Here is a 20726-nt window from a genome sequence, read left to right on the forward strand (position 1 = left end):
CGCCGCGCTCAACGGTCGCTGACGGACCCGTCGTTGGGGCCGTCGGGGGCAAGGGCCGGCACACAGGGCGCCGACGCCGCGACCGTCACCGTACAGCGGAAGACTTCGCCGGTGTCCTGCAGGCCCCGCACCCGCACCCTGGTCCGGTGGGGGTCGCCCGCGGCCATGGCGCCGGCCTCGATCCAGCAGGGCCTGTCCAGTTCGGCGTACCGCGAGAAGACCATGTCCATGCCGGTGGCGACCACGGGACCCCGGTGGCGCGAGAAGGCCGTCGCGGCCTGGCGGGCGGCCTCCAGCAGCACGATGCCCGGCACATGGTCGTTCGGCCGCCGGAACAGCGTGGGTTGCGAGGTGTCGACCCTGAGCCGCCAGGAACCGGGCCGTGGGGACGGCGCCAGTACGACGGCCGCGGTGTCGGTCCTGCCGACCTCCTCGGGCGGCACCCCGGGCAGAAGCGGCACCGGGCGGCCGGTGACGGACAACCGTTCCCCGCGCAACCGGCGGTAGGCCCGCTCCGACACGCAGTCGACGCGCCCGTCGGCTGTGGCGACGACCCGGCCCGCGCGGCGCAGCACCATGCTGCTGCGCATGCCCGTCGCACGCCGGCCCCGGCGTCGCACATCGCCGCAGGTGATGGAGGCGACGACGTCCTCGGCCGAGCCGTCGAGCGCGAGCCTGGCCGGCGATGTCGCGTACCGCACGCGCCGCATCACGAACCGGGCGTCGCGGGGCACCCCGAACTCGGCGTGGGCCAGCAGCATCGTGCTCTGCCGCAGTATCTCCGGTATCAGCAACGGGTCCTGGAGGCGTCCGGATCGCGCGGTGAAGAACCGGTGCCGCACCGGCCACCGGGCCCTCACCTGAAACCGGGTGTCGTCCAGGCGGCGCCATCCGGTGGGGAAGGCGTCCCGCGGATCCGTCCGGTGCACGTGCTCGCCGCTGATCTCCGTGTGCCAGGAGCACGTATGGCATTGGCCCGAATGGCATTGGCCCGAATGGCATTGGCCCGTGTGGCATCGGTCCGTGTGGCATCGGTCCGAATGGCATGAGTCCGTATGCCGTAAGTCCGTATGGCACAAGGCTGTTGCGTCAGGGGACTGCACCCGGTCCATGGCTTCCTCCGAGCATTCGCCAGAGCGGGGCGCTCCGGCCGGGGCGGGTAAGGTACGTGCGATCCGGTTTTCTTTTCAACACGCGTCGTGATGTCGTGGGCACACATGGTGGGGGTTTCATGGCCCGGCAGGACCGAGCGATCAGGACCCGCCGGTCGATCCTGGAGGCGGCCGCCCGGGTGTTCGGCGAGCGCGGTTACGCCTCCGCCACCGTGGAGCAGATCCTGAACCGCGCCGGGGTCACCAGGGGCGCCCTGTACTTCCACTTCTCCTCCAAGGAGGAGGTCGCACTCGGCGTACTGGAAGCCCAGATGCCGATAGACCGGCTTCCCGAGAGGTCGAGCAAGCTGCAGAAGCTCGTCGACCACGGCATGGTCATGGCCTACCGGTTGCAGCACGATCCGCTGGTGCAGGCAGGCGTCTCCCTCGCCCTCGACCAGGGCGCACGCGAGCTGGACCGCAACTCCGCCTTCCGCGCCTGGAGCGACCAGCTGGAGCAGATCCTGACCGAGGCGCGGGGCCAGGGCGAACTCCTGCCGCACATCGACGTGACCGACACCGCCGAGCTCCTCACCGGTGCCTTCTCCGGCGTCCAGGCGATGTCGCAGGCCTCCTGCAACCGCGCCGACCTGGGCCACCGCGTCTCCGTGCTGCTCCGCCACGTCCTGCCGAGCATCTCCACGCCCGCGATGCTGGCCGCCCTCGACCTCTCCCCGGAACGGGGTGAGCGGGTGTTCCAGGAGTACCGGGAGAGCTCTCCTGAGGCCGCGACGACCGTGACGCGCAGTTAGCGGACTCACAGGCAGAAACAAACCGGTCGTCCTGTTCTGCGTCGGATTCCGGGGCCGCTTCCGTACAGTCGGATCACTTGGCCATGGAAAGGAACCACCGTGCGGCTGCGCTGTGCTGTGCTCGACGACTTCCAGAACGTGGCGACCGAGGTCGCCGACTGGTCGCCGCTCGGGGACGACGTGGAGGTCGTCCCCTTCACCACCCACTTCCCCGACGAGGACGTCCTCGCAGCGGCTCTGACCGACATCGACATCGTCGTCACCCTGCGGGAACGCGTCCCCTTCCCCGCCTCCCTGTTCGCCCGTCTCCCCCGGCTGAAGCTGCTGATCGCCTCCGGCATGCGCAACTCGGTCATCGACTACGCCGCCGCCGAGGCGCACGGCGTCACCGTGTGCGGTACGGCCAGCTCCTCGGCCCCGCCCGTCGAGCTCACCTGGGCCCTGCTGCTCGGCCTCGCCCGCGGCATCGTCGAGGAGAGCACGAACCTGCGCTCGGGCGGCCCTTGGCAGCTCACGGTCGGCGCCGACCTTCACGGCCGGCGCCTCGGACTGCTCGGCCTGGGCAAGATCGGCAGCCGGGTGGCCCAGGTCGGCCTCGCCTTCGGCATGCACGTCAGCGCGTGGAGCCAGAACCTGACCAAGGAGTACGCCGACGAGGTGGGCGTCCATCTGGCCGCAACCAAGGAGGAGTTGCTCGCCGAGAGCGACTTCGTCTCCGTCCACCTCGCCCTGAGCGACCGCACCCGGGGCCTGCTCGGTGCGCCCGAACTCGCCCTGCTCAAGCCGACCGCCTACCTGGTCAACACCTCGCGCGCGGCGATCGTCGACCAGGACGCCCTGCTCACCGCCCTGCACGAGGGCCGTGTCGCGGGCGCCGGCGTGGACGTCTTCGACATCGAGCCCCTCCCCGCCGACCACCCGATGCGCACGGCCCCTCGCCTCCTCGCCACACCTCACCTGGGCTATGTCTCGCAGGCCAACTACGCGACGTACTACGGCCAGGCGGTCGAGAACATCCAGGCATACCTGGCGGGTTCACCGGTACGACGGCTGCCCTGAGGGCGGTGCTCAGGCGGCGTCGGCGTCGTCCTCGAGGTCCGTCGGACGCCGGTAGACGCCCTCGCTCCGGCGCAGATGGTGCAGGTCCACCAGATAGCGCCGGAGCGTCACATGGTCGATGTCGTCGCTGTCCTCGCACCAGGCGCGCAGCTTGTCGTCGACGGTCCGCTCCGGATACTCCACGCCCGGCTCGAAGCTCTGCTCGGCGATGTACCTGAGCACCAGCTTCTTACGGGTCCACCGCGCGGGCAGCCGGACCAGCCGGTGCCCGTCCCGGACGAAGGTCCGCAGGATCACGTCGGCCCGCTCGTCCCCGGAGTCCGGGCCGCCGGCGGCGTCGGACCGGCTCTCGCGCTGCGCGGCCTCCCGGGCGTACTCCTTGAACAGCCCGTAGGCGACGCCCAGTTCCCCGTCGTCCCCGGCCGTCACCACGCCCTGCTCCCGCAGCCGCCGCAGCGCCACGGCCGTCTCCTTCGGGGACAGCCCCGCCACCCGGGCGACCTCCTCACCGCTCCCCGCGCCCAGCGCCACGGCGGCGAAGGCGCGTACGCGGCTCTCCTCGGCGAAGAGTCGGACCAGTTGCTCCGTCGGATCGGTTCCCATGCCCGGAGGCTAATGGAGGGCGGGCGCCGAGCCGAGCGGTTTTCGGGTGGGGCGGGGCGTGCGGGACGGGCCTCAGGCGTAGCGGTAGATCTCGGACACGTCCTCCAGGTCGTCCGGAGTCAGATCCCACGGGGGCAGCCGCTCGTGCCGGGCGACGATCCGGCCGTCCTGGCCGCGGCTGCCGCCCGGTGGCCGCGCCGGCAGGTAGCGGTGGTTGCGGTGGCGCTGCTGCCAGCGCTGCCACTGCAGGTCCACGAAGGCGTGGACCAGCCAGAAGACGGGATCGTTGACGGACCCGCCGCCGAGCATGGCGCCCCCCACCCAGCGGTGCACCCGGTTGTGGTTGAGCCACGGGTTGGTGTCGGGGCCCCACCCCTCCATCTTGTTGCGGAAGCCCTTGGTGACCGTGGAGTCCCACGGGGAGACGTCGTAGACGGGGTCCTTCAGCGCCCGGTCCAGATCGGCCTTGGTGGGCAGGTTGATCGGATTGCGGGCGCGGCCCAGGTCCCGGGTGAGGAAACGGTCGTCGGTGACGCCCGCCCTGATGGGCCACCGGCCGTTGCGGTAGGCGAACGGCCCGGTCATCACCTGCCGGTCCCCGCGCCGTCCGTTCCCGCCGAGCAGATCGTCGGTCCACGGCACCGAGGTCGCCGAACGGTTCCTGGTCCAGTCCCAGTACGGCACCGTCACCGAGTCGTCGACGCGGCGCAGGGCGTTCTCCAGCTCCAGCACGAGCATGCGGTGCCAGGGCAGGAAGGAGGGCGTCATATGGGCGGCCCGCAGGCCTCGCTCGCCGTCGCCGCGGAAGTGCCTGATGTGCAGGCGTACGAACTCGTCGTACTCGCCGCGCCGTTTGACCTCGAGCAGCGCCCCGACGAACCGCCGCCTCTCACCGGCCGTCAGCCTGCTCACGTTCTTACGCACGTACACCATGCCGGCCCTCCCCGTGCAGGTGCTCGCCGCCGAACGGCCCGGGGGCCAGGTCGCGCAGCCGCCGACGGGGCCCGAGTTCGTCGACGGCCGCGCGGGTCGCCTCCAGCGGGGTCCGGTACCAGCTGTAGTGGTCGAGCATGCTCAGCCAGGTGCCGTCGGCCCGGCGCATCAGGTGCAGCGGATTGCCGTCCACCGTGACGCGCCAGTCGGCGCCGAGGGCGCTGAGTCCCTGGAAGGGCAGCGGGGCGCCCTGGATCCGGCGGCCGCGGTAGGTCTCGTCGAAGGGGATGTCGGTGGGCCGCTGCCGGTTCGCGGACTCCACGGGCCGGGAGGCGGCGAGCACCGGGGTGAGCGCCACGGCGCCGGAGCCGAGCAGCAGCCGCGCCACCTCCCGCCGTGTCCGCCTCCGCGGCTCAGCGCTCCCCCGGGTGCCCTCCCCCTGCACCGCACCCACCGACACTCCGTCTGCACTGACGGCCATCGCTCACTCCTCGCACGGTTCGGCTGTTCGTACGAGTAACCGTCCGGGGCGCCCCACGGTCACCACTGAAGCGCCCATACGGTGCAGTGGTCAGCTCGTCCAGAAGTCCCACCAGCGGGTCAGGATCAGCATCCCGACGACGCCGATGTGCAGGACCACCAGCACCCAGGTGAACTCCGCGAAGAGGGTCCGCGCCGGGCCCGGCGCGGGCAGGAGGCCGGCTCCCACGAGGAACGACGTCAGGTACCAGAACAGCACGATCGTCGCGAGCCAGGCCAGGCAGCACCACAGGCACAGGGCGTTGATCTCGTACAGCGACTCGTACTGCAGCCAGGAGACGAACCCGATCCCGAAGAGGCAGCCGGCCTCGAAGGTGAGCCAGTACCAGCGCGGGAAGGCGGCCCCGGCCAGCAGGCTCACGCCGACGCCGATCACGACGGCGTAGGTCACCAGGCCCAGCATGGGGTTGGGGAACCCGAAGGCCTCGGCCTGGTCGCTCTCCATCACGCTGCCGCAGGACAGCACCGGGTTCAGGCTGCAGCCCGGGGTGAAGTCCGGGTCCTCCAGCAGCTTGAATTTGTCGAGGGTGATGATCCAGGAGGCCAGTAGTCCGGCGGCCCCGGTGAGCACCAGCAGCAGGGCGAACGCGCGGCCGCCGCCCGTGGTCCGTCGGGCGTCCGGGGCCGGGGTCGGGGGCGGGGTCGGGGGCGGGGGCGGGGTCACCACCGTGCGGCCTCGCGGTAGACGCGGAGGTAGTCGACGGCGAAGGTGATCGGCGCCGGGTCGCACGGGGCCGGGTGCCACCGTCCGGCGCTCAGCGACAGGTTCAGGACCAAGTACGCCGACCAGTCGGAGCCGACGCCGGTGCCGTCGGAGAAGACGCACTCGCCGTTGACGTACCAGTCGACGGAGCCCGCGCCGTAGGTGGTGCCGACGGTCACCCACCGGTCCTGGGCGATCGCGTCGGCGTCGCTCCAGTACGTCGACGTCGACGCGCGGTTGGCATGGTTGGACAGTTCCAGCAGGGCCGGGTTGTCCGGGTGGTACTCGAAGGAGTCGACCTCGTTCCCGCCGTCCCGCCACGTCCACAGCGCCGGCCAGGCGCCGGTCCCCGAGGGTAGTTCGACGCGGGTCTCGACATGGTCCCCGGTCCGCACCCGGAAGCCCTCGGCGGAGTACTCGGTGGTGAGCAGCCCGGTGCGCCAGGCCCGCAACCCGTTCTCCAGGGTGCGGTCGGCGGGTGTCGCGGTGAAGGTGGCCACGCCGTCCGAGACGGTCACACAGCCGGGGTCGAGCCAGTCGAGTTTGTCGTCGTCCGGGTTGTGATCGCAGTAGCGGTAGGCGCTGGTCCGGTCGCCGACCCAGGTGGCGCCCCATTCGATCGGGGCGTCGAACTCCTCCGACCAGATCGGCGCGAACGTGGCGGTGTCGATGGTCATGGCGGCGAGGGTAGGTCACCCTCCGCATTTCCTGATTCACCTCGCGCAGACGATCGAATCGAGCCGGAAGAACCATACGATCAGGCGATCCGCCGACCAGATGCAAATACCTCCGAATGCCTCTGTGCATTCCATTCTTCACCCCTGCGTTTTTCACGCGTATGGAGCAACGAGTCGCTTTTACAGGGGCCGTGGACTGCTATGTTCTCCAACCGTCGGATCAGAGGTACTTTCAAGCGAGGTGAATCATGAAGAAGGCAATTTTCACCACTGCGGCGTTGGCCATCGGTGCGGGTCTTGTGGGCGGCGGCGCCGCCACGGCGGCGGCCGCCGCAGGGTCTTCCACGGGTGAATCGGGCATCACGGCCGGCCCGCTCGGTCTCATGTCCCCGTCCAAGGTGAGCCCGGCTATCGTGCCGGCCGCCGACACGGTGACGCGGCTGGCCCGCGACGGTGGGATCGCGAAGGGAAGCGCGTTCGACAAGAAGAGCAAGAACGCCGGTGGAATGTCCGGCGTTTACCTGGACGGAATGGACCCGGATACCGCCAAGCGGCCCACGATTCCGGTGAAGAACCCGGCGGGCAGCGGCTCCGTCCAGGTCCGTCCGCTGAAGGCGCCGACCGCCGCCGGCTTCGGCTCCCTCCTTCCCAAGTGACGACCCGGCAACCGTACGAGTCCCTGGCCCCGGAATTCTGAGACTCTGATCCGGTTCTCGGCAACCCGCGCACCATCACTCCGGCCCACCGGCCCGCACTCTGCCGGTGGGCCGGAGGCATGTCGGCATCCGTTCCACTGCGGGAATCCAGTTAAGCCGGACACAGCAACCGGCAGGCCGCATTGCGCCATCCGAAGGAATCTGTCCACGTTTGATTGTTCCCGCCGTGACTTATGCGTGCATATACGGGTTTCCTTTTCGTAAGCGTGCGCAACCGTGAATTCAGGAAGGAACCAAGTTGCCCAAGAAGTTCGCGGTCATCACGGCCCTCGCCCTCAGCACTGTCGTCGCCGGCGCCGGCCTTGCCTCTGCCGGTGAATACGACGGCAATGGCAAGACCACCACGGTCAAGGGCGGTGAAGGCTTCTCCTCGGCCCCCGTCGTCGTGAACGCGCCCCAGCAAGGCGTTCTCGTCGTCAACGGCACTTTGGTCGACGGGCGCTGCATCGCTCCGTGGTCCAACGGGTCCGTTCTCGGCGGCGTCCTCGCGACGAACTCGCACTACGCCTCCTGCAACACGGGCACGGTCAACCAGCAGCAGCCCGGCAGCTACAAGGGCGGCCTCCTCTTCTGACCTCTGCTCCGAGCGATTCGCAGCAGGTGAATCCCCCCAACGCAGCCCGGAAAGGGGCAACTCATGCGTAACAAGGTTACGGCCGTTTCCGCTCTCGCCGCGGGTATCGTCCTGGCGGCCGGCGGTACCGCAGCCGCCGACGGCGACATCACCACCGTCCACGGTGGTAAGGATTTCTCGTCGGCCCCGGTCGTCGTCAACGAGCCCCAGCAAGGCATTCTCATCGCCAACGGCACCCTGGTCGACGGTCGCTGCCTCGCTCCGTGGTCCAACGGATCCGTCCTCGGCGGCGTCGTCGCGACGAACTCGCACTACGCCTCCTGCAACACGGGCACGGTCGACCAGCAGCAGACCGGCCACTACAAGGGCGGCCTCCTCTTCTGACTCCTGGTCCGAGCAATTCGGAGCAGGTCAACCCCCAACGCAGCCCGGAAAGGCTCAGCTCATGCGTAACAAGGTTACGGCCATTTCCGCCCTCGCCGCCGGCATCGTCCTGGCGGCCGGCGGCACCGCCGCCGCCGACAGCGACACCACCACCGTCAAGGGCGGCAGCGGCTTCTCGTCGGCCCCGGTCGTCGTGAACGAACCGCAGCAGGGGATCGCCGTGGTCAACGGGGCCGTCCTCGACGCCCGCTGCGCCGCGCCGTGGTCCAACGGATCCGTCCTCGGCGGCGTCGTCGCGACGAACTCGCACTACGCCTCCTGCAACACGGGCACGGTGAACCAGCAGCAGCCCGGCTCGTACGTCGGCGGCCTCCTGTTCTGAGCAGTCGTTCGCCCGATGGCGGTCCGCCGGAAATCCGGTGGGCCGCCATCGGCCTTTGTGTACGGAGATCTCCGCGCCAAAGAAACATGGGCCCGGTCCGCATGGGAGTGCGGACCGGGCCCACGGAGAGCGCCGACAAGGAGGAATGAGCGCCGATTCACCTGGACCAACGACTCCGAAACACCTATGGTCACCCTGCCTCATTCATTTGGCCCAATGCGGCGCACCACCGGGGCGATTGAACTACCGCCGCCCCGAAAAAGCCGAAGGGCCGACTCCGCGAAGTGCGGAGCCGACCCTGAACGTCGAGCCGATGGGCGACGAAGTCGAGGAACGAGTCGCCTGCTTGGATCGCCTACCTGTTGATCGGAAGTCCACCGAGCAGCTGACCGTCGGCGGGGTTCGGCAGCGTGCCGCCGATGATAGGGGTCTTCACCACGCCCGACTTGTTCACGCCCTGCTTGACACCGTCCGTCGTGCGCCTGACGTTGTTGCCCACGTAGCCCGTAGGCACCTTGGCGGCCGAGGGGAGGCTGCGGGCGACCGACTTCCCGTTGTCGACGAGGCCGGTGGCGGGCATGTCCACCGCGGCGGCGGGCCCGGCGACACCGGCAACGGCGAGGGAGCCGGCGACGACCGCGGCAGCCTTCAGGTTCTTCATCATGTTCCTTTCCTGGGGACTCGACTTCTGTAACTCGCGTACGGCGAAAGGGATTTGATTCCGCAGGCGCCGTGAGTGAGTCGGTCTCGGTTCTCCTGGGCTAACGAGAGGGGGCCGGTCTGGAAACCCTCAGCGGCCAACTTCCAGGAACTCATACGAAAAGACCCGTGAGGACCGGCGAACGCTTCCGCCCCGAACGGACCAGCCCCCGGCCGATCGGGTGGCCGTCCGGAACCACACCGCACGGCGGCTCCGAATGGGTGGCATCGCACGGGAAACAACTCGGAAAGCGACGCCGTTCCGACACGGTCGGCGGCCTGGCCGTTAAATATGGATAAGTGTCTGGTGCCGCTCATCCCATGAACTTACAGGCCGGTTGCCTCGCAGAGCCTGTCGAACAGGCGCGGGATCTTACATCGGGAACGCGAGCCACACATCGTGTTGCTGGTTCGGACTCTTTTCTTCGGAAGGGCGGCCTCGGTCATGCGTATTTCCGCGCCGCACGTCCTGCATGTCGCGCAGCCCGTCGAGGCCGGTGTCGCGCGGGTCGTGACCGACCTGGTGGCCGCGCAGGCCGCCGCGGGGCTGCGGGTGACGGTGGCCTGTCCGCAGGGCGGCATGCTGACGGACTCCCTGCGCGTGCCGGACTGCACGGTGCTGCCCTGGGCCGCGACCCGCGCGCCGGGGCCCCGACTCCCGGGCGAGGTACGGCGGTTGGCGCGGTTGGTGCGTGACGTACGGCCGGACCTGGTGCACGCGCACAGCGCGAAGGCGGGGCTCGCGGCCCGGCTCGCCGTACGCGGCCGGCTGCCGACCGTCTTCCAGCCGCACGCCTGGTCGTTCGAGGCCGCGGACGGTGTCGTCGCGCGGCTGGCGCTGGGCTGGGAGCGGTTCGGGGCGCGGTGGGCGGCGCGTGTGGTGTGCGTGAGCGAGGCCGAGCGGCGTACCGGGGAGCGAAGCGGCATCGCCGCCTCCTGGCGGGTGATCCCCAACGGGGTCGACACCGGCAGGTTCCGGCCGGAGGGGGACAGCGCGCGGTCGGGGACGGGTCCGCTCGTGGTGTGCGTGGGCCGGCTGTGCCGCCAGAAGGGGCAGGACGTGCTGCTGCGGGCCTGGCCCGAGGTGGTGCGGCAGGTGGCCGGTGCCCGGCTGGTGCTGGTCGGCGACGGTCCGGACGCGGAGCGGCTGCGTCGCGATGCGCCCGCGTCGGTGGAGTTCGCCGGTCCCGCGTCCGACGCCGCGCCCTGGTACCGGGCCGCCGACGTCGTGGTCCTGCCGTCCCGCTGGGAGGGCATGGCGCTCGCCCCGCTGGAGGCCATGGCGTGCGCCCGGCCGGTCGTCGTCACGGACGTGGACGGAGCGCGCGAGAGCCTGCCGCCCTCCGGTCAGCCGTCCTGCGTGGTGCCGCCGGAGGATCCCGGCGCGCTGGCCCGTGCGCTCACGGCGCTGCTGCGGGACGAGCCGCTGCGCGCGGCGCTGGGCGCACAGGGCCGTGCGCATGTGCTTCTCGCCCACGACCTGCGGCATGCCACGGACGCGGTCACCGACCTGTATCGCGAGTTGCTCGGCGTCGTTCCCGCGCCGGTCGTACCCCACTAGAGCAGGAAGTGCATCACTACATGACCGCGGAAAGTACCGTCGCCTCGCCCGCGGGGCCGCAGCGGATGCCTCAAGGCGCTCTCTCCGTTCCCTTCCCGGGCCCCCTCGCCGCCGGACGCCGGCCGTCCGGGCGCACCGCCCGTCGTCCGCGGCGGGCAGCGCGGGTGCTGCTGTGGCTCGTCGACGGCACCGCCGCCCTGCCGGCCGTCCTGGTCGTGCCCGCGCCGCACAGGTACCCGCTGGTCTTCGCCCTGCTGGCTCTCGGTGTGCTGGTCCTGAACCGCCGGGCCTGGCTGTACGACACCTCCGTCGTCCCTGGTGTCCTGGACGAGATCCCGGCCGTCTGCGCCCGTATCGCCGTCGGCTGGTCGGCGGTCGTGGTGCTCTCCCCGTTGCGGTCGCTGCCGATGACCGTGCTGGCCGCCGCCGTCGCCGTGCACTGCTGGGCGGCCTGCGCGGGCCGGGCGGCGGTGCACGGGTACCGGCGCGGGGTGCTGCGGCGCCGGCCCTGTCCCGCCCTGGTGGTCGGTCCGCTCGCGGCGGCGCGGGGCGTCGCGGGCGCGCTGCTGCGTCACCCGGACTGCGGAGTCCGTCCCGTGGGGATCGTCGCCGACGGCCTGGAGGTCCTCGGCGACTGTGACGACGAGCCCGGGCTGCCGGTGCTCACCACGGGTCAGGACGCGCGCCGGGCGCTCATCCAGAACGGTGTGGAGACGGTGCTCGTCGTGGGGGCCGCCACCCGGGTGGAGAAGGCCGCCGTGCTGCGCGGGCTCGCCTCGTACGGCTGTGTGCTGTGGGAGTTGGGGGCGGACACGCCGTCGTACGGCCTCGGGGGGCGCCGTGCGCGGGCGGGGCTGCTGGCCGGCTTCTCGCGCAGGCCGCTGGCCCCGGCGGGCGGACGGTGGCGCGGCAGCGTGGGCAAGCGGGTGCTCGACGTGGCGCTCTCCGGCTCGCTGCTGATGCTGACCGCCCCGGTGCTGCTGGTCTGCGCGCTCGCGCTGCGGGTCATGGAGGGGCCGGGCGTGGTGTTCCGGCAGGAGCGGATCGGGAAGGACGGGCGGCCGTTCACGATGCTGAAGCTGCGCACGCACCGGCCCGCCAGCGCGCACGAGGCGGAGACCCGGTGGAGCGTGGCGAACGACCAGGACATGAGCCGGCTCTGCCACTTCCTGCGCCGCACCTCGCTGGACGAGCTGCTGCAGCTGTGGAACGTCTTCCGCGGTGACATGAGCCTGGTCGGGCCCCGGCCGGAACGGCCGTACTACGTCGCCAAGTTCAGCCAGGCCCACCCGGGCTACCCGGCGCGTCACCGGATGCGGACCGGGATCACCGGCCTCGCCCAGGTCCACGGGCTGCGCGGCGACACCTCCATCGAGGACCGGTGCCGCTACGACAACGCCTACATCGACACCTGGTCGCTGTGGCAGGACGTCTGCATCCTGCTGCGTACGGCGGCACAGTTCGTACGGCCGACGGGGAGCTGAGCACCGGTGAGCACTCCCTCGGCCACCGCTCCCCCGCCCGCGCTGTCGGCACAGCGCCAGGCCCCCTGCGTCCTGTCCGTACTGCCGGTGGTGGGGGTCGTCGTCCTGCTGGGGCTGCCGGTCGCACCGGACAGCCGCGTCACACCCGCGGACGCAGCATCGGGGCTGGTCGTGCTGTGGGCCGTCGTGCACACCGCGCGGCGGGCACGGCGGCCGCTGACACGGACGGCGGCGGTCGTGTGCGCTCTGCCCGTGGTGGGCATCGCGGTGGCCGCGGCGGGGGCGGCGACCGGCGGCGACGCGATCACCGGACTGGCCCGCCATCTGCAGCTGTTCGTGCTCGTCCCGGTCGCGGTGATGCTGCTGGTGCGCGACCGGCGGGGCGCCCGGGTGGTGCTGTGGTCCCTGGTCGGCCTCGCGGTGTGGCAGGGGGCGATCGGGGTGCACCAGAACCTCACCGGGACCGGGGCCCTGTATCAAGGGGCCGGCATCCGGGCGGTGGGCACGTTCGGGCCGTCCGACGTGATGGGGATGGCGAACGTCGTCTCGTACGGGATCGTGGCCGCGACCGGTCTCGCCCTCGGGGCGCGGGGGCGGCGGCTGGGGGTCCCCCCGCCCGAAGGGTGGGGGAGAGCCGTGGCGGCCGGATGTGCGCTGGCGCTGCTCGTGCCGCTCGCGCTGTCCTTCAGCCGGGGTGCCTGGATCGCCACGGCGGTGGTCTGCGGGGCGCAGTTGCTGGTGGCCGGGGTGCGGCGGGCAGCGAAGGTGTTCGCGGCGGCGGTAGCGGCCTGCGTCGTGCTGGTCGGCGGGTTCGGGGTGGGCGCGGCGGCGGTGCAGGAGCGGCTGACCAGCATCACCCAGGTCGCCGACGCGCCGGACCAGTCGGTCGTCGACCGGTACGCCCTGTGGGCGGCGGCGGCCGGCATGTGGCGCGAGAACCCGGTGACGGGCGTGGGGCTGAAGGCCTTCCCGGCACACCGGGACGGGCACGCCTCGCTCGCGCTGTCGTCGGGCAGCGACACGGAGGGGGCCGGCCAGGCCTTCCGACGTCAGCCCCTCCTCTCGCCGCACAACATGTACCTGCTGCTCCTCAGCGAGCAGGGGCTGCTGGGGCTGCTCACGGTGGCGGGCGGCTGGCTGGCGCTGCTGGTGTGCGCGGTGCGCCGGCTGCGGCGGGGCGGACGGTGTGGCCAGGGCGGACGGGGCGGACGCGCCCGGGACTGCGCGCTCGCGGCCTGCGGGCTGCTGCTGTGGCAGCTCGTGAACTTCCTGTACGCCGATATCGGCGGGCCCTCCACCGTCCTTACGGCCGTCTGCTTCGGGCTCGCCGCCTGGTGGGCGCTGGCAGGCGACGAGCCCACGGCACCGGCCGCGGGCGGGGCTACGGCGGCCCCGGCGGCCGACGAGGTGACGGCCCCGGCCGCGGAATCGGGCCGACGATGAGGCCCTGGTCGGCGGCGGCCGGTGACGCCCCGGAGCAGCGTCCGGGCGGTGTGGGCGGCAGGCCCGTGGTCGAGGGCTTCCGCCCCGAGTACGCGGGCGGCGCGCACCGCCTGGTCGCCGCCGGGCGACGCGCCGACATGGACGGCCGGCCCGTCGTCGAGTCCTCCCGGCGCTTCCTCGCGCGGGCGACCTTGCTCTCCGCCGCGCTGTCCATGGCCGGGGCGCTCCTCGGGCTCGGGCGGGATCAGACGCTCGCGCACCTCTTCGGTGCCGGTGCCGACACGGACGCCTTCCTGGTGGCCTGGACGGTGCCCGAGATGGCGTCGACGCTGCTGATCGAGGACGGGATGGCGTTCGTGCTCGTGCCCGCGTTCAGTGTGGCGCTGGCGCGGCGGGCGCGCGGGGTCGGCGGCCCCGACCCCGTGCACGCCCTGGTCGCCGCCACGCTGCCGCGGCTGTGCCTCGCCCTCGCCGGCACGGCCGCCGTGCTCGCGGCCGGGGCGCCGCTGCTGGTCTGCGTCCTGGCGCCCGGCCTGCCCGACCCGGCTCTGGCGGTGTCCTGCACCCGGCTGACCGCGACCTGCGTGCTGAGTTTCGGGCTGGCCGGCTACTGCGGTGCGGCGCTGCGGGCCCACGGCAGCTATCTCGCCCCGGGCGCGATCTACATCGCGTACAACGCCGCGATCATCACCACGATGTTCGCGCTGACCGAGCACTGGGGCGTACGGTCCGCGGCTCTCGGCGTCGCTCTGGGCGGGTTCCTCATGGCCACCCTCCTGGCACCGCCCCTGTGGCGGCGGATCACCGGGCGGCAGCACGGCCGGTCCGTGGGCGCGGGGGTGTACGACGGGGGCGGTGGCAGGCTGCCTGCACCTCCGGCGGGGGTGTTGGCCGCCGGGCAGCCCGGCCTGTCCGTGGATACGGCGACGCACGACGGCAACAGTGACCGACGGCCAAGGCCCGGGGCGGAACTGCCGGACGCCGGGCAACCCCGCCCGCCCGCGAACGCGGCGACGCACGACGGCAACAGTGACCGACGGCCAAGGCCCGGGGCTCAACTCCCGACCACCGGACAGCCCCACCCGCCCGCAACCGCGACGACGCACCACGAACGCAACGGCCCTCCACCAGCACCCGCCGCTCAACTCCCGCCCCCCGAACGGCGGCTGGCGCTCGGGCTCGTCTGTGCCGTGCTGCTCTTCGCCCTGTGCCGGCAGTCGCAGGTTCTCATCGAGCGGTACTTCGCCTCCGGGCTGCCCGCCGGGGCCATCTCGCATCTCAACTACGCCCAGAAGATCGCCCAGTTGCCGATGTCGCTGGCGCTGATGGTGTGTGTCGTGACCTTCCCGGTGGTGGCGCGGGCCATCGCCGAGGGTGATACGCGGCGGGCCAGGGACCGGGTCGAGCGGGACCTGGTGCTGACGGCCTGCCTGGTTCTGTTCGGCGCCGCCGTGGTCGTGGCGTGCGCGCCGCAGATCGTCCAACTGCTCTTCCAGCGCGGTGCGTTCACGGCGCAGGACACCGCGACGACCGCCGCCGTCATGCGGGTCTACGCGGCCGGGCTGCTCGGGCACACGCTGGTGGGGGCGCTCGTCATGTCGTACTTCTCGGCCGCCCGGACCACCTGGTACCCGCTGGGCGCGATGGTCGTGGGCGCGTTCACCACGGTCGCCCTCAGCGCCTGGGCCGTTCAGCCCTGGGGCGCCCGCGGCATCGCCGCCGCCAACGCGGCCGGCATCACCGTCACGGCACTGCTCCTGCTGCACGGTCTGGGTCCGCGCACCGTGCCCGTACGCGTCCGCCGGGTCGTCGCCGCGCTGGCCCGACCGGTGTGCGCGGCCGGGTGCGCCACCGGGGCCGGGCTGGCCGGTGCGGGGCTCTTCACCTCGCCGGCGCTGTCCGTCGCCGTCGGCTGCGCCTGCGTGGCCGCCGTGTTCCTCCTCCTGGCCCTGGTCCTCGACGCGGCGGGCGCCCGGTCCCTCCTGGCTCCCGTCACGCACTCCGTCCACCGCTCCGTCCACCGCCCCGTCACACGAAAGCTGCGCCATGGTCGCTGACACCTCCACCGTTCCGCGCACGGCCGAACCCCTTCCCGAACCAACCGTGGAGGGACGCCCGAAACGGGGTCCCGCCGCCTGGGTGGCCATGTACCACTCCGTCTCGGACTGCCCCGACGACCCCTACAACGTCACCGTCACACCCGCCCGCCTCGAACGGCAGCTCGCCTGGATGGCCGGCCGCGGCCTGCGCGGGGTGAGCGTCCGTGAGCTGCTCGCGGCGCGCGCCCGGGGCACCGAGCGCGGCCTGGTGGGGCTCACCTTCGACGACGGGTACACGGACTTCGTCACCACCGCCCTGCCCATGCTGCGCCGCCGGGGTTTCACGGCGACCGTGTTCGTGCTGGCGGGGCTGATCGGCGGCGAGAACGCCTGGGAGCCGATCGGCCCACGCAAGCCGCTGCTCGACGTGGACGGCATCCGCCGTGCCGTGGCCGCGGGGATGGAGGTCGCCTCGCACGGCCTGACCCACGTCGACCTGACCAAGGCCACCGACGACGTGCTGCACAACGAGGTCACCGACAGCCGCCACCGGCTCGCCGCCGTCATCGACGACGACGTCGAAGGCTTCTGCTATCCGTACGGCCACCTCGACGAGCGTGCCGCCGACGCCGTGCGCCGGGCCGGCTACCGCTACGCCTGCTCGATCACCGCCGGTCCGGCCGGCTGCGGCGACTTCGCGCTGCCCCGCATCCACATCGGGCAGGCGGACACGTCGGTGCGGCTGGAGCTCAAGCACCGTCTGGCCCGGGTCCACGGTCGTGCCCTGGAGGCGGTGTGAAAGCCCTCCACATCATCACCGGCCTCGGCGCCGGCGGAGCGGAGCAGCAACTACGGCTGCTGCTGCGCCACTTGACCGCCGAGTGCGACGTGGTGGCGCTGACCAACCCCGGCCAGGTCGCCGCCGGACTGACCGCCGACGGCGTCAACGTCACCCACCTCGGGATGCGCGGCAACCGTGACCTCCGAGCGGTCCCCCGCCTGGCCGAGCTGATCCGCGCCGGCGGCTACGACCTCGTACACACCCACCTTTACCGCGCCTGCCTGTACGGCCGTATCGCCGCGCGGCTCGCGGGAGTCAGGACCGTCGTGGCCACCGAGCACTCGATCGGCGGTTCCCGGCTGGAGGGCCGTCCGCTGACCGCGGGCGTGCGCGCGCTGTACCTGGCCGGCGAGCGCCTCGGCCTCGCCACGGTGGCCGTCTCGCCGACGGTGGCCGAACGGCTGCGGACCTGGGGCGTGCCCGGGCAGCGCATCCGGGTCATCCCGAACGGCATCGACGCGCCCCGGTTCCGGTACGACGAGGCGCGCCGCAAGCAGGCCCGGGCGTTCCACGGGCTGCCGGAGAACGCGTTCGTCGTCGGCGGCGTGGGGCGCCTCACCCCGGGCAAGCGCTTCGACCTGCTCGTGCAGGCGCTGGCCCTGCTGCCCATCAACGTATGGCTGTTGCTGGTCGGCGGCGGCCCCGAGGAGGCGGTGCTGCGGCGCACCGCCCAGATGCTCGGGGTCGCGGACCGGGTGGTGCTGACCGGCGAGCGGCCGTATCTGCCCGAACCCGGTGACAAGGAACCCGACCTGGTCGCCCTGCTGTCCGCGATGGACGTGCTCGCCTCGCCGTCGCCGGAGGAGTCCTTCGGGCTCGCCGTCGTGGAGGCGCTGGCCGCGGGGCTGCCCGTGCTGTACGCGAGCTGCCCCGCGGTGGAGGACCAGCCGCCGGACGCGGTGCCCGGTGCCCGGCGTATCACGGGCGGCGCCGGGGCGTACGCGCGCGAGCTGCTGCGGCTGCGGGCGGCGGGTCCGGGCGAGCGGACCGTCCCGGACGTCGTGCACCGCTACGACATCGCGAGCAGCGCCCGGCAACTGATGGACCTGTACACGGCCGCTCTGTCCGGCTCGACCTCGGAAGTGAGTTCCTCATGACGGACAACCCCGCTCCGCGTACCGGCCGCGCTCGTGCGAAGCGGCGGCCCTCGTGGTGGTGGCTGCCGGTCGGCGCGCTGCTCGGTGCCGTGGCCGGGGGCGCCTACGGCCAGTTGAGGCCGCCGGAGTACACGGCGACGAGTTCCGTCGTCGCCGTGCCCACCGGCCGGACCGACGCCGACTACGCCGACGCGCTCGGCTTCGCGCAGGCGTACGGCCGGGTGGCCGCGCAGCTCGCGGTGCTCGGGGACGCGCAGGTGTGGGCGGGCGTGCCGGTCGCGACGCTGCGCGAGAGCGTGCGGGTGGCGACCTCGCCGGACGCGCCGATGGTCGCGGTGTCGGCGACCGCGTCGCGCCCGGGCCAGGCCGTCGACATCGCCAACGCCGTGTCCTACGCGCTGGTCACCCAGGCGAACCACACCAAGGACGCGACCGGTATCCGGCTCGAGCGCCTCGCCCGTGCCCTGAAGCCCAGCGAGCCGTCGTCCGCGTCCCCGGTGCTGACCGCGCTCGTGGGCGCGAGCGCCGGCGGCCTGCTGAGCGGCCTCGCGCTGCTGGCCCGGCCGCGCCGGACCGAGGGCGACGACGACCAGGCGCGGGCGTCGGTGCCGGGCCCGGCCAACGCGGCGGACGCCCACGGGACGCTTGGATGACCGCGCCCGGCCGCGCGCTGTCGGTGGAGGTGTGCACCGACGAGCGCGCCTTCGCGGGCCTGGCCGGGGAGTGGGACCGCCTGCACCGGGCGTGCCCGTCGGCGACGCCGTTCCAGAGCCATGCCTGGCTGCACTCGTGGTGGCTGTCGTACGGCAGGCCGGGCAGGCTGCGGCTGGTCCTGGTGCGCAGGAGCGGTGAACTGGTGGCGGCGGCGCCGCTGATGCGCGCACACCGCCCGCTGCCGGCGCTGGTGCCGCTCGGCGGTGCCATCACCGACTTCTGCGATGTCCTCGTCGACGGTACGGCGGCCGCACAGGGCGCCTGGGCGCTGGCGGACGCACTGGCCGACATGGCCCGCAGCGCCCTGGTCGACTTCGGTGAGGTGCGGCCGGGCGGTGCGATGGAGCGGGTCTTCCTCTGCTGGCGTGGCCCGCGTCACCGGCTGCGTGACTCCGTGTGCCTGGAGTTGCCCGCCGTGCCGGTGGACGAGCTGGTCGGGCGGCTGTCGTCGCGGCACGCCCAGCGGGTCCGCAACAAGGTGAAGCGGATCGTTCGGCTCGGCGTCCAGTGGCGTGTCGTACACCACGACGAGACCGAGGCGGCCATGCGCCGGCTCCTCGAACTGCACCGGCTGCAGTGGCAGGGCCGACCCATGACGCCGGAGCACGCGCGGCCGCGGTTCCTGGATCACCTGGTCCGGTCGGTGTCTCCCATGGCCCGGTCCGGTCAGGCCGCGGTGATGGAGTTCCTGCTCGACGGCACGGTGGTGGCCGTCAATCTGAACCTGCTGTCAGGACAGATGGCGGGCACGTATCTGTACGGCTTCCACCCGCGGTTGCGGGAGCGCGGAGTGGACGTGGCGGCGATGCTGCTGCACGCCTCCACCGAGCACGCCACGTCCGACGACGGGCCGCGGGTGCTGAGCCTGTTGCGCGGCGCCGAACCGTACAAGTACCGCTGGCACCCCGAGACCGTCACCAACCAGCGCTTCCTGCTGGCCCGGCGCCGCACCCTCCCGCTGCTGGCCCTCGCGGCAGGCGAGGCGGCCGCGCGTCGCCGGGCCAAGAAGGTCCTGCGCGGGGACCCCGGTCCCGCCGGTCACCGGTAGCGCTCCGCCCACTGGAGGCAGGCGGTGCGCCTGCCGCCGATCTCGTGCTCGTTCGCGAGGTCCAGCGGTGTGCAGCGGGGCAGCTCGGAGGGCATGGCCGTCGGCGACTCGGCCGGCATCGGTGTCGGCTTCGGACTCGGCTTCGTCCCGGCGGGAACCGTCGGGGCGGTGACCGACGGCCCCGGTTCCGGCTGCGGCAGGTGGGGGCGGGACAGCAGCGCGCGGTACAAGGCGGCGGCCCGGGGGTTGTCGGAGCACAGCCAGACGCCGTGCGGGCAGTAGTCGGTGATGGTGTTGTACAGCGGCTTGTGCTCGTCCATCCAGGCGAGCATGCGCAGCATGTACGTGATGTTGTCGCCGTTGCGGAACAGGCCCCATTCCGGATACGAGATCGGCTTGCGGTGCCGGCGCGCGAAGTCCACGTGGTGCTGCAGGCCGTAGGGCTCGGACACCTGCCCGTCGAAGCTGAGCCCGCCGGGCTGGTCGTAGGCGTCCATGCCGAGGATGTCGACGAACTCGTCGCCCGGGTAGCACTCCGGCCAGGGAATCGCGTCCATGCCCCGGCTCGGGGCGAAGTCGAACCTGAACTTCTGCCCGGGGACCGAGCGCATGACGGTGACGATGCGCTGCCAGTACCGCTTCCAGCTCTCCGGATCGGGGCCGCAGCGGTGGGAGTAGGTGACGCCGTTCATCTCCCAGCCGAGCACGATGACGGTGTCCGGCACGTCCAGGTCGACCAGCCGCTCGGCCAGCGCCTCGAAGTGGTCGTCGAACTCGCCGGACGCGCCACGCCGCAGCAGCTCCCTGACGTCGTCGTCGGGGACGTTCTCCTCGTTGCGGTCCATCATCGGCACGTTGAGCACGAGCAGCCGGTCGGCCTTGGCCCGCCGCCACTTGGCCCAGCTGTCGAGGAAGCCGGGCGCGCCCTCGATGTTGTGCCAGACGTCGCCCGGCAGATAGGTGTGCCCCACGCGCAGTTCGTGCCCGCCGAGCCAGCGGCTGAGCTGCTTCATGCGCTCCAGGCCGACGGGCCCGTAGTGGAGGTACGCCCCGAACGCGGGGCCGCGCGCGGCCGCTCCCGGCGAGGAGTGCGTGGCGCCCGGGGGCGTGGGAGACGCGGTGTCGTCCGCGACGGCCGGGCCCGGGACCAGGGCCGCCGCCGCGAACACTCCGGCGGTGACGAACGCCAGTCGCCTCAGGCGCCCGTGGCGCCTGAGGCTGGACCGGCGGTGTTCGGGGTCCATGCGTCCTCCTTCGGGGCAGCTCCCTCCCACTCAGTGATACAGGGTCATATATGCGCTTAATACACCAATCGAGTACGGCGAC

General features: G+C 72.2%; 22 protein-coding genes. 14 read left to right on the forward strand and 8 right to left on the reverse strand.

All coding sequences use genetic code 11. The annotated features are described in order from the left end of the window. Positions 1-8: 8 nt before the first annotated feature. Positions 9-944, reverse strand: coding sequence for a ScbA/BarX family gamma-butyrolactone biosynthesis protein (locus EJ357_RS16305; RefSeq protein WP_267132859.1), 936 nt, complete (start codon positions 942-944; stop codon positions 9-11). A gap of 287 nt (positions 945-1231) precedes the next feature. Here EJ357_RS16305 and EJ357_RS16310 point away from each other — a divergent pair, with 287 nt between their 5' ends. Both EJ357_RS16310 and EJ357_RS16315 read left to right on the forward strand, forming a co-directional pair. Next, positions 1232-1903 (forward strand): ScbR family autoregulator-binding transcription factor, encoded by a 672-nt coding sequence (locus tag EJ357_RS16310; RefSeq protein ID WP_126392323.1) that lies wholly within the window; start codon positions 1232-1234, stop codon positions 1901-1903. A 99-nt stretch (positions 1904-2002) separates the two neighbouring features. After that, complete coding sequence (locus EJ357_RS16315; protein ID WP_126392324.1) at positions 2003-2962, forward strand: D-2-hydroxyacid dehydrogenase family protein; 960 nt, start codon at positions 2003-2005, stop codon at positions 2960-2962. A 9-nt stretch (positions 2963-2971) separates the two neighbouring features. On the opposite strand, the gene EJ357_RS16320 is transcribed toward EJ357_RS16315, so the two are convergent. The 5 genes from EJ357_RS16320 to EJ357_RS16340 form a co-directional block, all read right to left on the reverse strand. Further along, entirely contained in the window at positions 2972-3565 is a 594-nt protein-coding gene (locus tag EJ357_RS16320) for a DUF2087 domain-containing protein (protein ID WP_126392325.1), read from the reverse strand. Between the two features lie 72 nt (positions 3566-3637). Next, entirely contained in the window at positions 3638-4498 is an 861-nt protein-coding gene (locus tag EJ357_RS16325) for a tyrosinase family protein (protein WP_126392326.1), read from the reverse strand. Beyond that, positions 4482-4979: a tyrosinase family oxidase copper chaperone gene (locus EJ357_RS16330; RefSeq protein ID WP_126392327.1), complete on the reverse strand. Its 498-nt coding sequence runs from the start codon at positions 4977-4979 to the stop codon at positions 4482-4484. Before EJ357_RS16330 ends, EJ357_RS16325 begins: the two co-directional genes overlap by 17 nt. A 90-nt stretch (positions 4980-5069) precedes the next feature. Beyond that, complete coding sequence (locus EJ357_RS16335) at positions 5070-5702, reverse strand: vitamin K epoxide reductase family protein (RefSeq protein ID WP_126399536.1); 633 nt, start codon at positions 5700-5702, stop codon at positions 5070-5072. Continuing rightward, the gene (locus EJ357_RS16340; protein ID WP_126392328.1) at positions 5699-6418 is read right to left on the reverse strand and encodes a glycoside hydrolase family 16 protein; all 720 of its coding nucleotides are present in this window, start codon (positions 6416-6418) and stop codon (positions 5699-5701) included. The genes EJ357_RS16335 and EJ357_RS16340 overlap by 4 nt, the downstream gene beginning before the upstream one ends. A gap of 248 nt (positions 6419-6666) precedes the next feature. Here EJ357_RS16340 and EJ357_RS16345 point away from each other — a divergent pair, with 248 nt between their 5' ends. From EJ357_RS16345 to EJ357_RS16360, 4 genes are all read left to right on the forward strand, one after another. Then, the gene (locus tag EJ357_RS16345) at positions 6667-7074 is read left to right on the forward strand and encodes a hypothetical protein (protein ID WP_228473075.1); all 408 of its coding nucleotides are present in this window, start codon (positions 6667-6669) and stop codon (positions 7072-7074) included. A 298-nt stretch (positions 7075-7372) separates the two neighbouring features. Further along, positions 7373-7708 (forward strand): hypothetical protein, encoded by a 336-nt coding sequence (locus tag EJ357_RS16350; protein ID WP_126392329.1) that lies wholly within the window; start codon positions 7373-7375, stop codon positions 7706-7708. A 63-nt stretch (positions 7709-7771) separates the two neighbouring features. Further along, on the forward strand, positions 7772-8092 hold the full coding sequence (locus EJ357_RS16355) for a hypothetical protein (RefSeq protein ID WP_126392330.1): 321 nt from the start codon (positions 7772-7774) through the stop codon (positions 8090-8092). A 61-nt stretch (positions 8093-8153) separates the two neighbouring features. Further along, positions 8154-8474, forward strand: coding sequence for a hypothetical protein (locus EJ357_RS16360; RefSeq protein WP_126392331.1), 321 nt, complete (start codon positions 8154-8156; stop codon positions 8472-8474). Between the two features lie 355 nt (positions 8475-8829). Here the strand turns inward: EJ357_RS16360 and EJ357_RS16365 are convergent, their stop codons facing one another. After that, on the reverse strand, positions 8830-9135 hold the full coding sequence (locus tag EJ357_RS16365) for a hypothetical protein (protein WP_126399541.1): 306 nt from the start codon (positions 9133-9135) through the stop codon (positions 8830-8832). 483 nt (positions 9136-9618) lie between these two features. On the opposite strand from EJ357_RS16365, the gene EJ357_RS16370 reads away from it, so the two are divergent. The 8 genes from EJ357_RS16370 (at position 9619) to EJ357_RS16405 (ending at position 19400) form a co-directional block, all read left to right on the forward strand. Next, positions 9619-10734: a glycosyltransferase gene (locus EJ357_RS16370; protein WP_126392332.1), complete on the forward strand. Its 1116-nt coding sequence runs from the start codon at positions 9619-9621 to the stop codon at positions 10732-10734. 20 nt (positions 10735-10754) lie between these two features. After that, the gene (locus EJ357_RS16375; RefSeq protein WP_126392333.1) at positions 10755-12218 is read left to right on the forward strand and encodes a sugar transferase; all 1464 of its coding nucleotides are present in this window, start codon (positions 10755-10757) and stop codon (positions 12216-12218) included. Positions 12219-12224: 6 nt separating this feature from the next. After that, the gene (locus EJ357_RS16380; RefSeq protein ID WP_126392334.1) at positions 12225-13661 is read left to right on the forward strand and encodes an O-antigen ligase family protein; all 1437 of its coding nucleotides are present in this window, start codon (positions 12225-12227) and stop codon (positions 13659-13661) included. A 137-nt stretch (positions 13662-13798) separates the two neighbouring features. Beyond that, positions 13799-15718, forward strand: coding sequence for a murein biosynthesis integral membrane protein MurJ (murJ, locus tag EJ357_RS16385; RefSeq protein WP_126399544.1), 1920 nt, complete (start codon positions 13799-13801; stop codon positions 15716-15718). Next, positions 15708-16499, forward strand: a complete 792-nt coding sequence (locus EJ357_RS16390; RefSeq protein WP_126392335.1) for a polysaccharide deacetylase family protein — start codon at positions 15708-15710, stop codon at positions 16497-16499. The genes murJ and EJ357_RS16390 overlap by 11 nt, the downstream gene beginning before the upstream one ends. Further along, complete coding sequence (locus tag EJ357_RS16395) at positions 16496-17638, forward strand: glycosyltransferase (RefSeq protein WP_126392336.1); 1143 nt, start codon at positions 16496-16498, stop codon at positions 17636-17638. Before EJ357_RS16390 ends, EJ357_RS16395 begins: the two co-directional genes overlap by 4 nt. Beyond that, positions 17635-18291 carry a YveK family protein gene (locus EJ357_RS16400; protein ID WP_126392337.1) on the forward strand — a complete coding sequence of 219 codons (657 nt, stop codon included), beginning with the start codon at positions 17635-17637 and terminating at the stop codon, positions 18289-18291. Before EJ357_RS16395 ends, EJ357_RS16400 begins: the two co-directional genes overlap by 4 nt. After that, positions 18288-19400 carry a GNAT family N-acetyltransferase gene (locus EJ357_RS16405; protein ID WP_126392338.1) on the forward strand — a complete coding sequence of 371 codons (1113 nt, stop codon included), beginning with the start codon at positions 18288-18290 and terminating at the stop codon, positions 19398-19400. The genes EJ357_RS16400 and EJ357_RS16405 overlap by 4 nt, the downstream gene beginning before the upstream one ends. Here EJ357_RS16405 and EJ357_RS16410 read toward each other — a convergent pair. Further along, positions 19391-20644, reverse strand: coding sequence for a glycoside hydrolase family 26 protein (locus EJ357_RS16410; RefSeq protein ID WP_126392339.1), 1254 nt, complete (start codon positions 20642-20644; stop codon positions 19391-19393). The genes EJ357_RS16405 and EJ357_RS16410 overlap by 10 nt on opposite strands. Positions 20645-20726: the final 82 nt, after the last annotated feature.

Source organism: Streptomyces cyaneochromogenes (assembly GCF_003963535.1).
In the GTDB taxonomy this organism is placed as follows: Bacteria; Actinomycetota; Actinomycetes; order Streptomycetales; family Streptomycetaceae; genus Streptomyces; species Streptomyces shaanxiensis.

Coding starts and splice junctions, on each gene's coding strand:
- EJ357_RS16310 (WP_126392323.1), top strand. CDS start 1,232: ATGGCCCGGCAGGACCGAGCGATCAGGACCCGCCGGTCGATCCTGGAG.
- EJ357_RS16320 (WP_126392325.1), bottom strand. CDS start 3,565: ATGGGAACCGATCCGACGGAGCAACTGGTCCGACTCTTCGCCGAGGAG.
- EJ357_RS16325 (WP_126392326.1), bottom strand. CDS start 4,498: ATGGTGTACGTGCGTAAGAACGTGAGCAGGCTGACGGCCGGTGAGAGG.
- EJ357_RS16330 (WP_126392327.1), bottom strand. CDS start 4,979: ATGGCCGTCAGTGCAGACGGAGTGTCGGTGGGTGCGGTGCAGGGGGAG.
- EJ357_RS16340 (WP_126392328.1), bottom strand. CDS start 6,418: ATGACCATCGACACCGCCACGTTCGCGCCGATCTGGTCGGAGGAGTTC.
- EJ357_RS16345 (WP_228473075.1), top strand. CDS start 6,667: ATGAAGAAGGCAATTTTCACCACTGCGGCGTTGGCCATCGGTGCGGGT.
- EJ357_RS16355 (WP_126392330.1), top strand. CDS start 7,772: ATGCGTAACAAGGTTACGGCCGTTTCCGCTCTCGCCGCGGGTATCGTC.
- EJ357_RS16360 (WP_126392331.1), top strand. CDS start 8,154: ATGCGTAACAAGGTTACGGCCATTTCCGCCCTCGCCGCCGGCATCGTC.
- EJ357_RS16365 (WP_126399541.1), bottom strand. CDS start 9,135: ATGAAGAACCTGAAGGCTGCCGCGGTCGTCGCCGGCTCCCTCGCCGTT.
- EJ357_RS16370 (WP_126392332.1), top strand. CDS start 9,619: ATGCGTATTTCCGCGCCGCACGTCCTGCATGTCGCGCAGCCCGTCGAG.
- EJ357_RS16375 (WP_126392333.1), top strand. CDS start 10,755: ATGACCGCGGAAAGTACCGTCGCCTCGCCCGCGGGGCCGCAGCGGATG.
- murJ (WP_126399544.1), top strand. CDS start 13,799: ATGGACGGCCGGCCCGTCGTCGAGTCCTCCCGGCGCTTCCTCGCGCGG.
- EJ357_RS16390 (WP_126392335.1), top strand. CDS start 15,708: ATGGTCGCTGACACCTCCACCGTTCCGCGCACGGCCGAACCCCTTCCC.
- EJ357_RS16400 (WP_126392337.1), top strand. CDS start 17,635: ATGACGGACAACCCCGCTCCGCGTACCGGCCGCGCTCGTGCGAAGCGG.
- EJ357_RS16405 (WP_126392338.1), top strand. CDS start 18,288: ATGACCGCGCCCGGCCGCGCGCTGTCGGTGGAGGTGTGCACCGACGAG.
- EJ357_RS16410 (WP_126392339.1), bottom strand. CDS start 20,644: ATGGACCCCGAACACCGCCGGTCCAGCCTCAGGCGCCACGGGCGCCTG.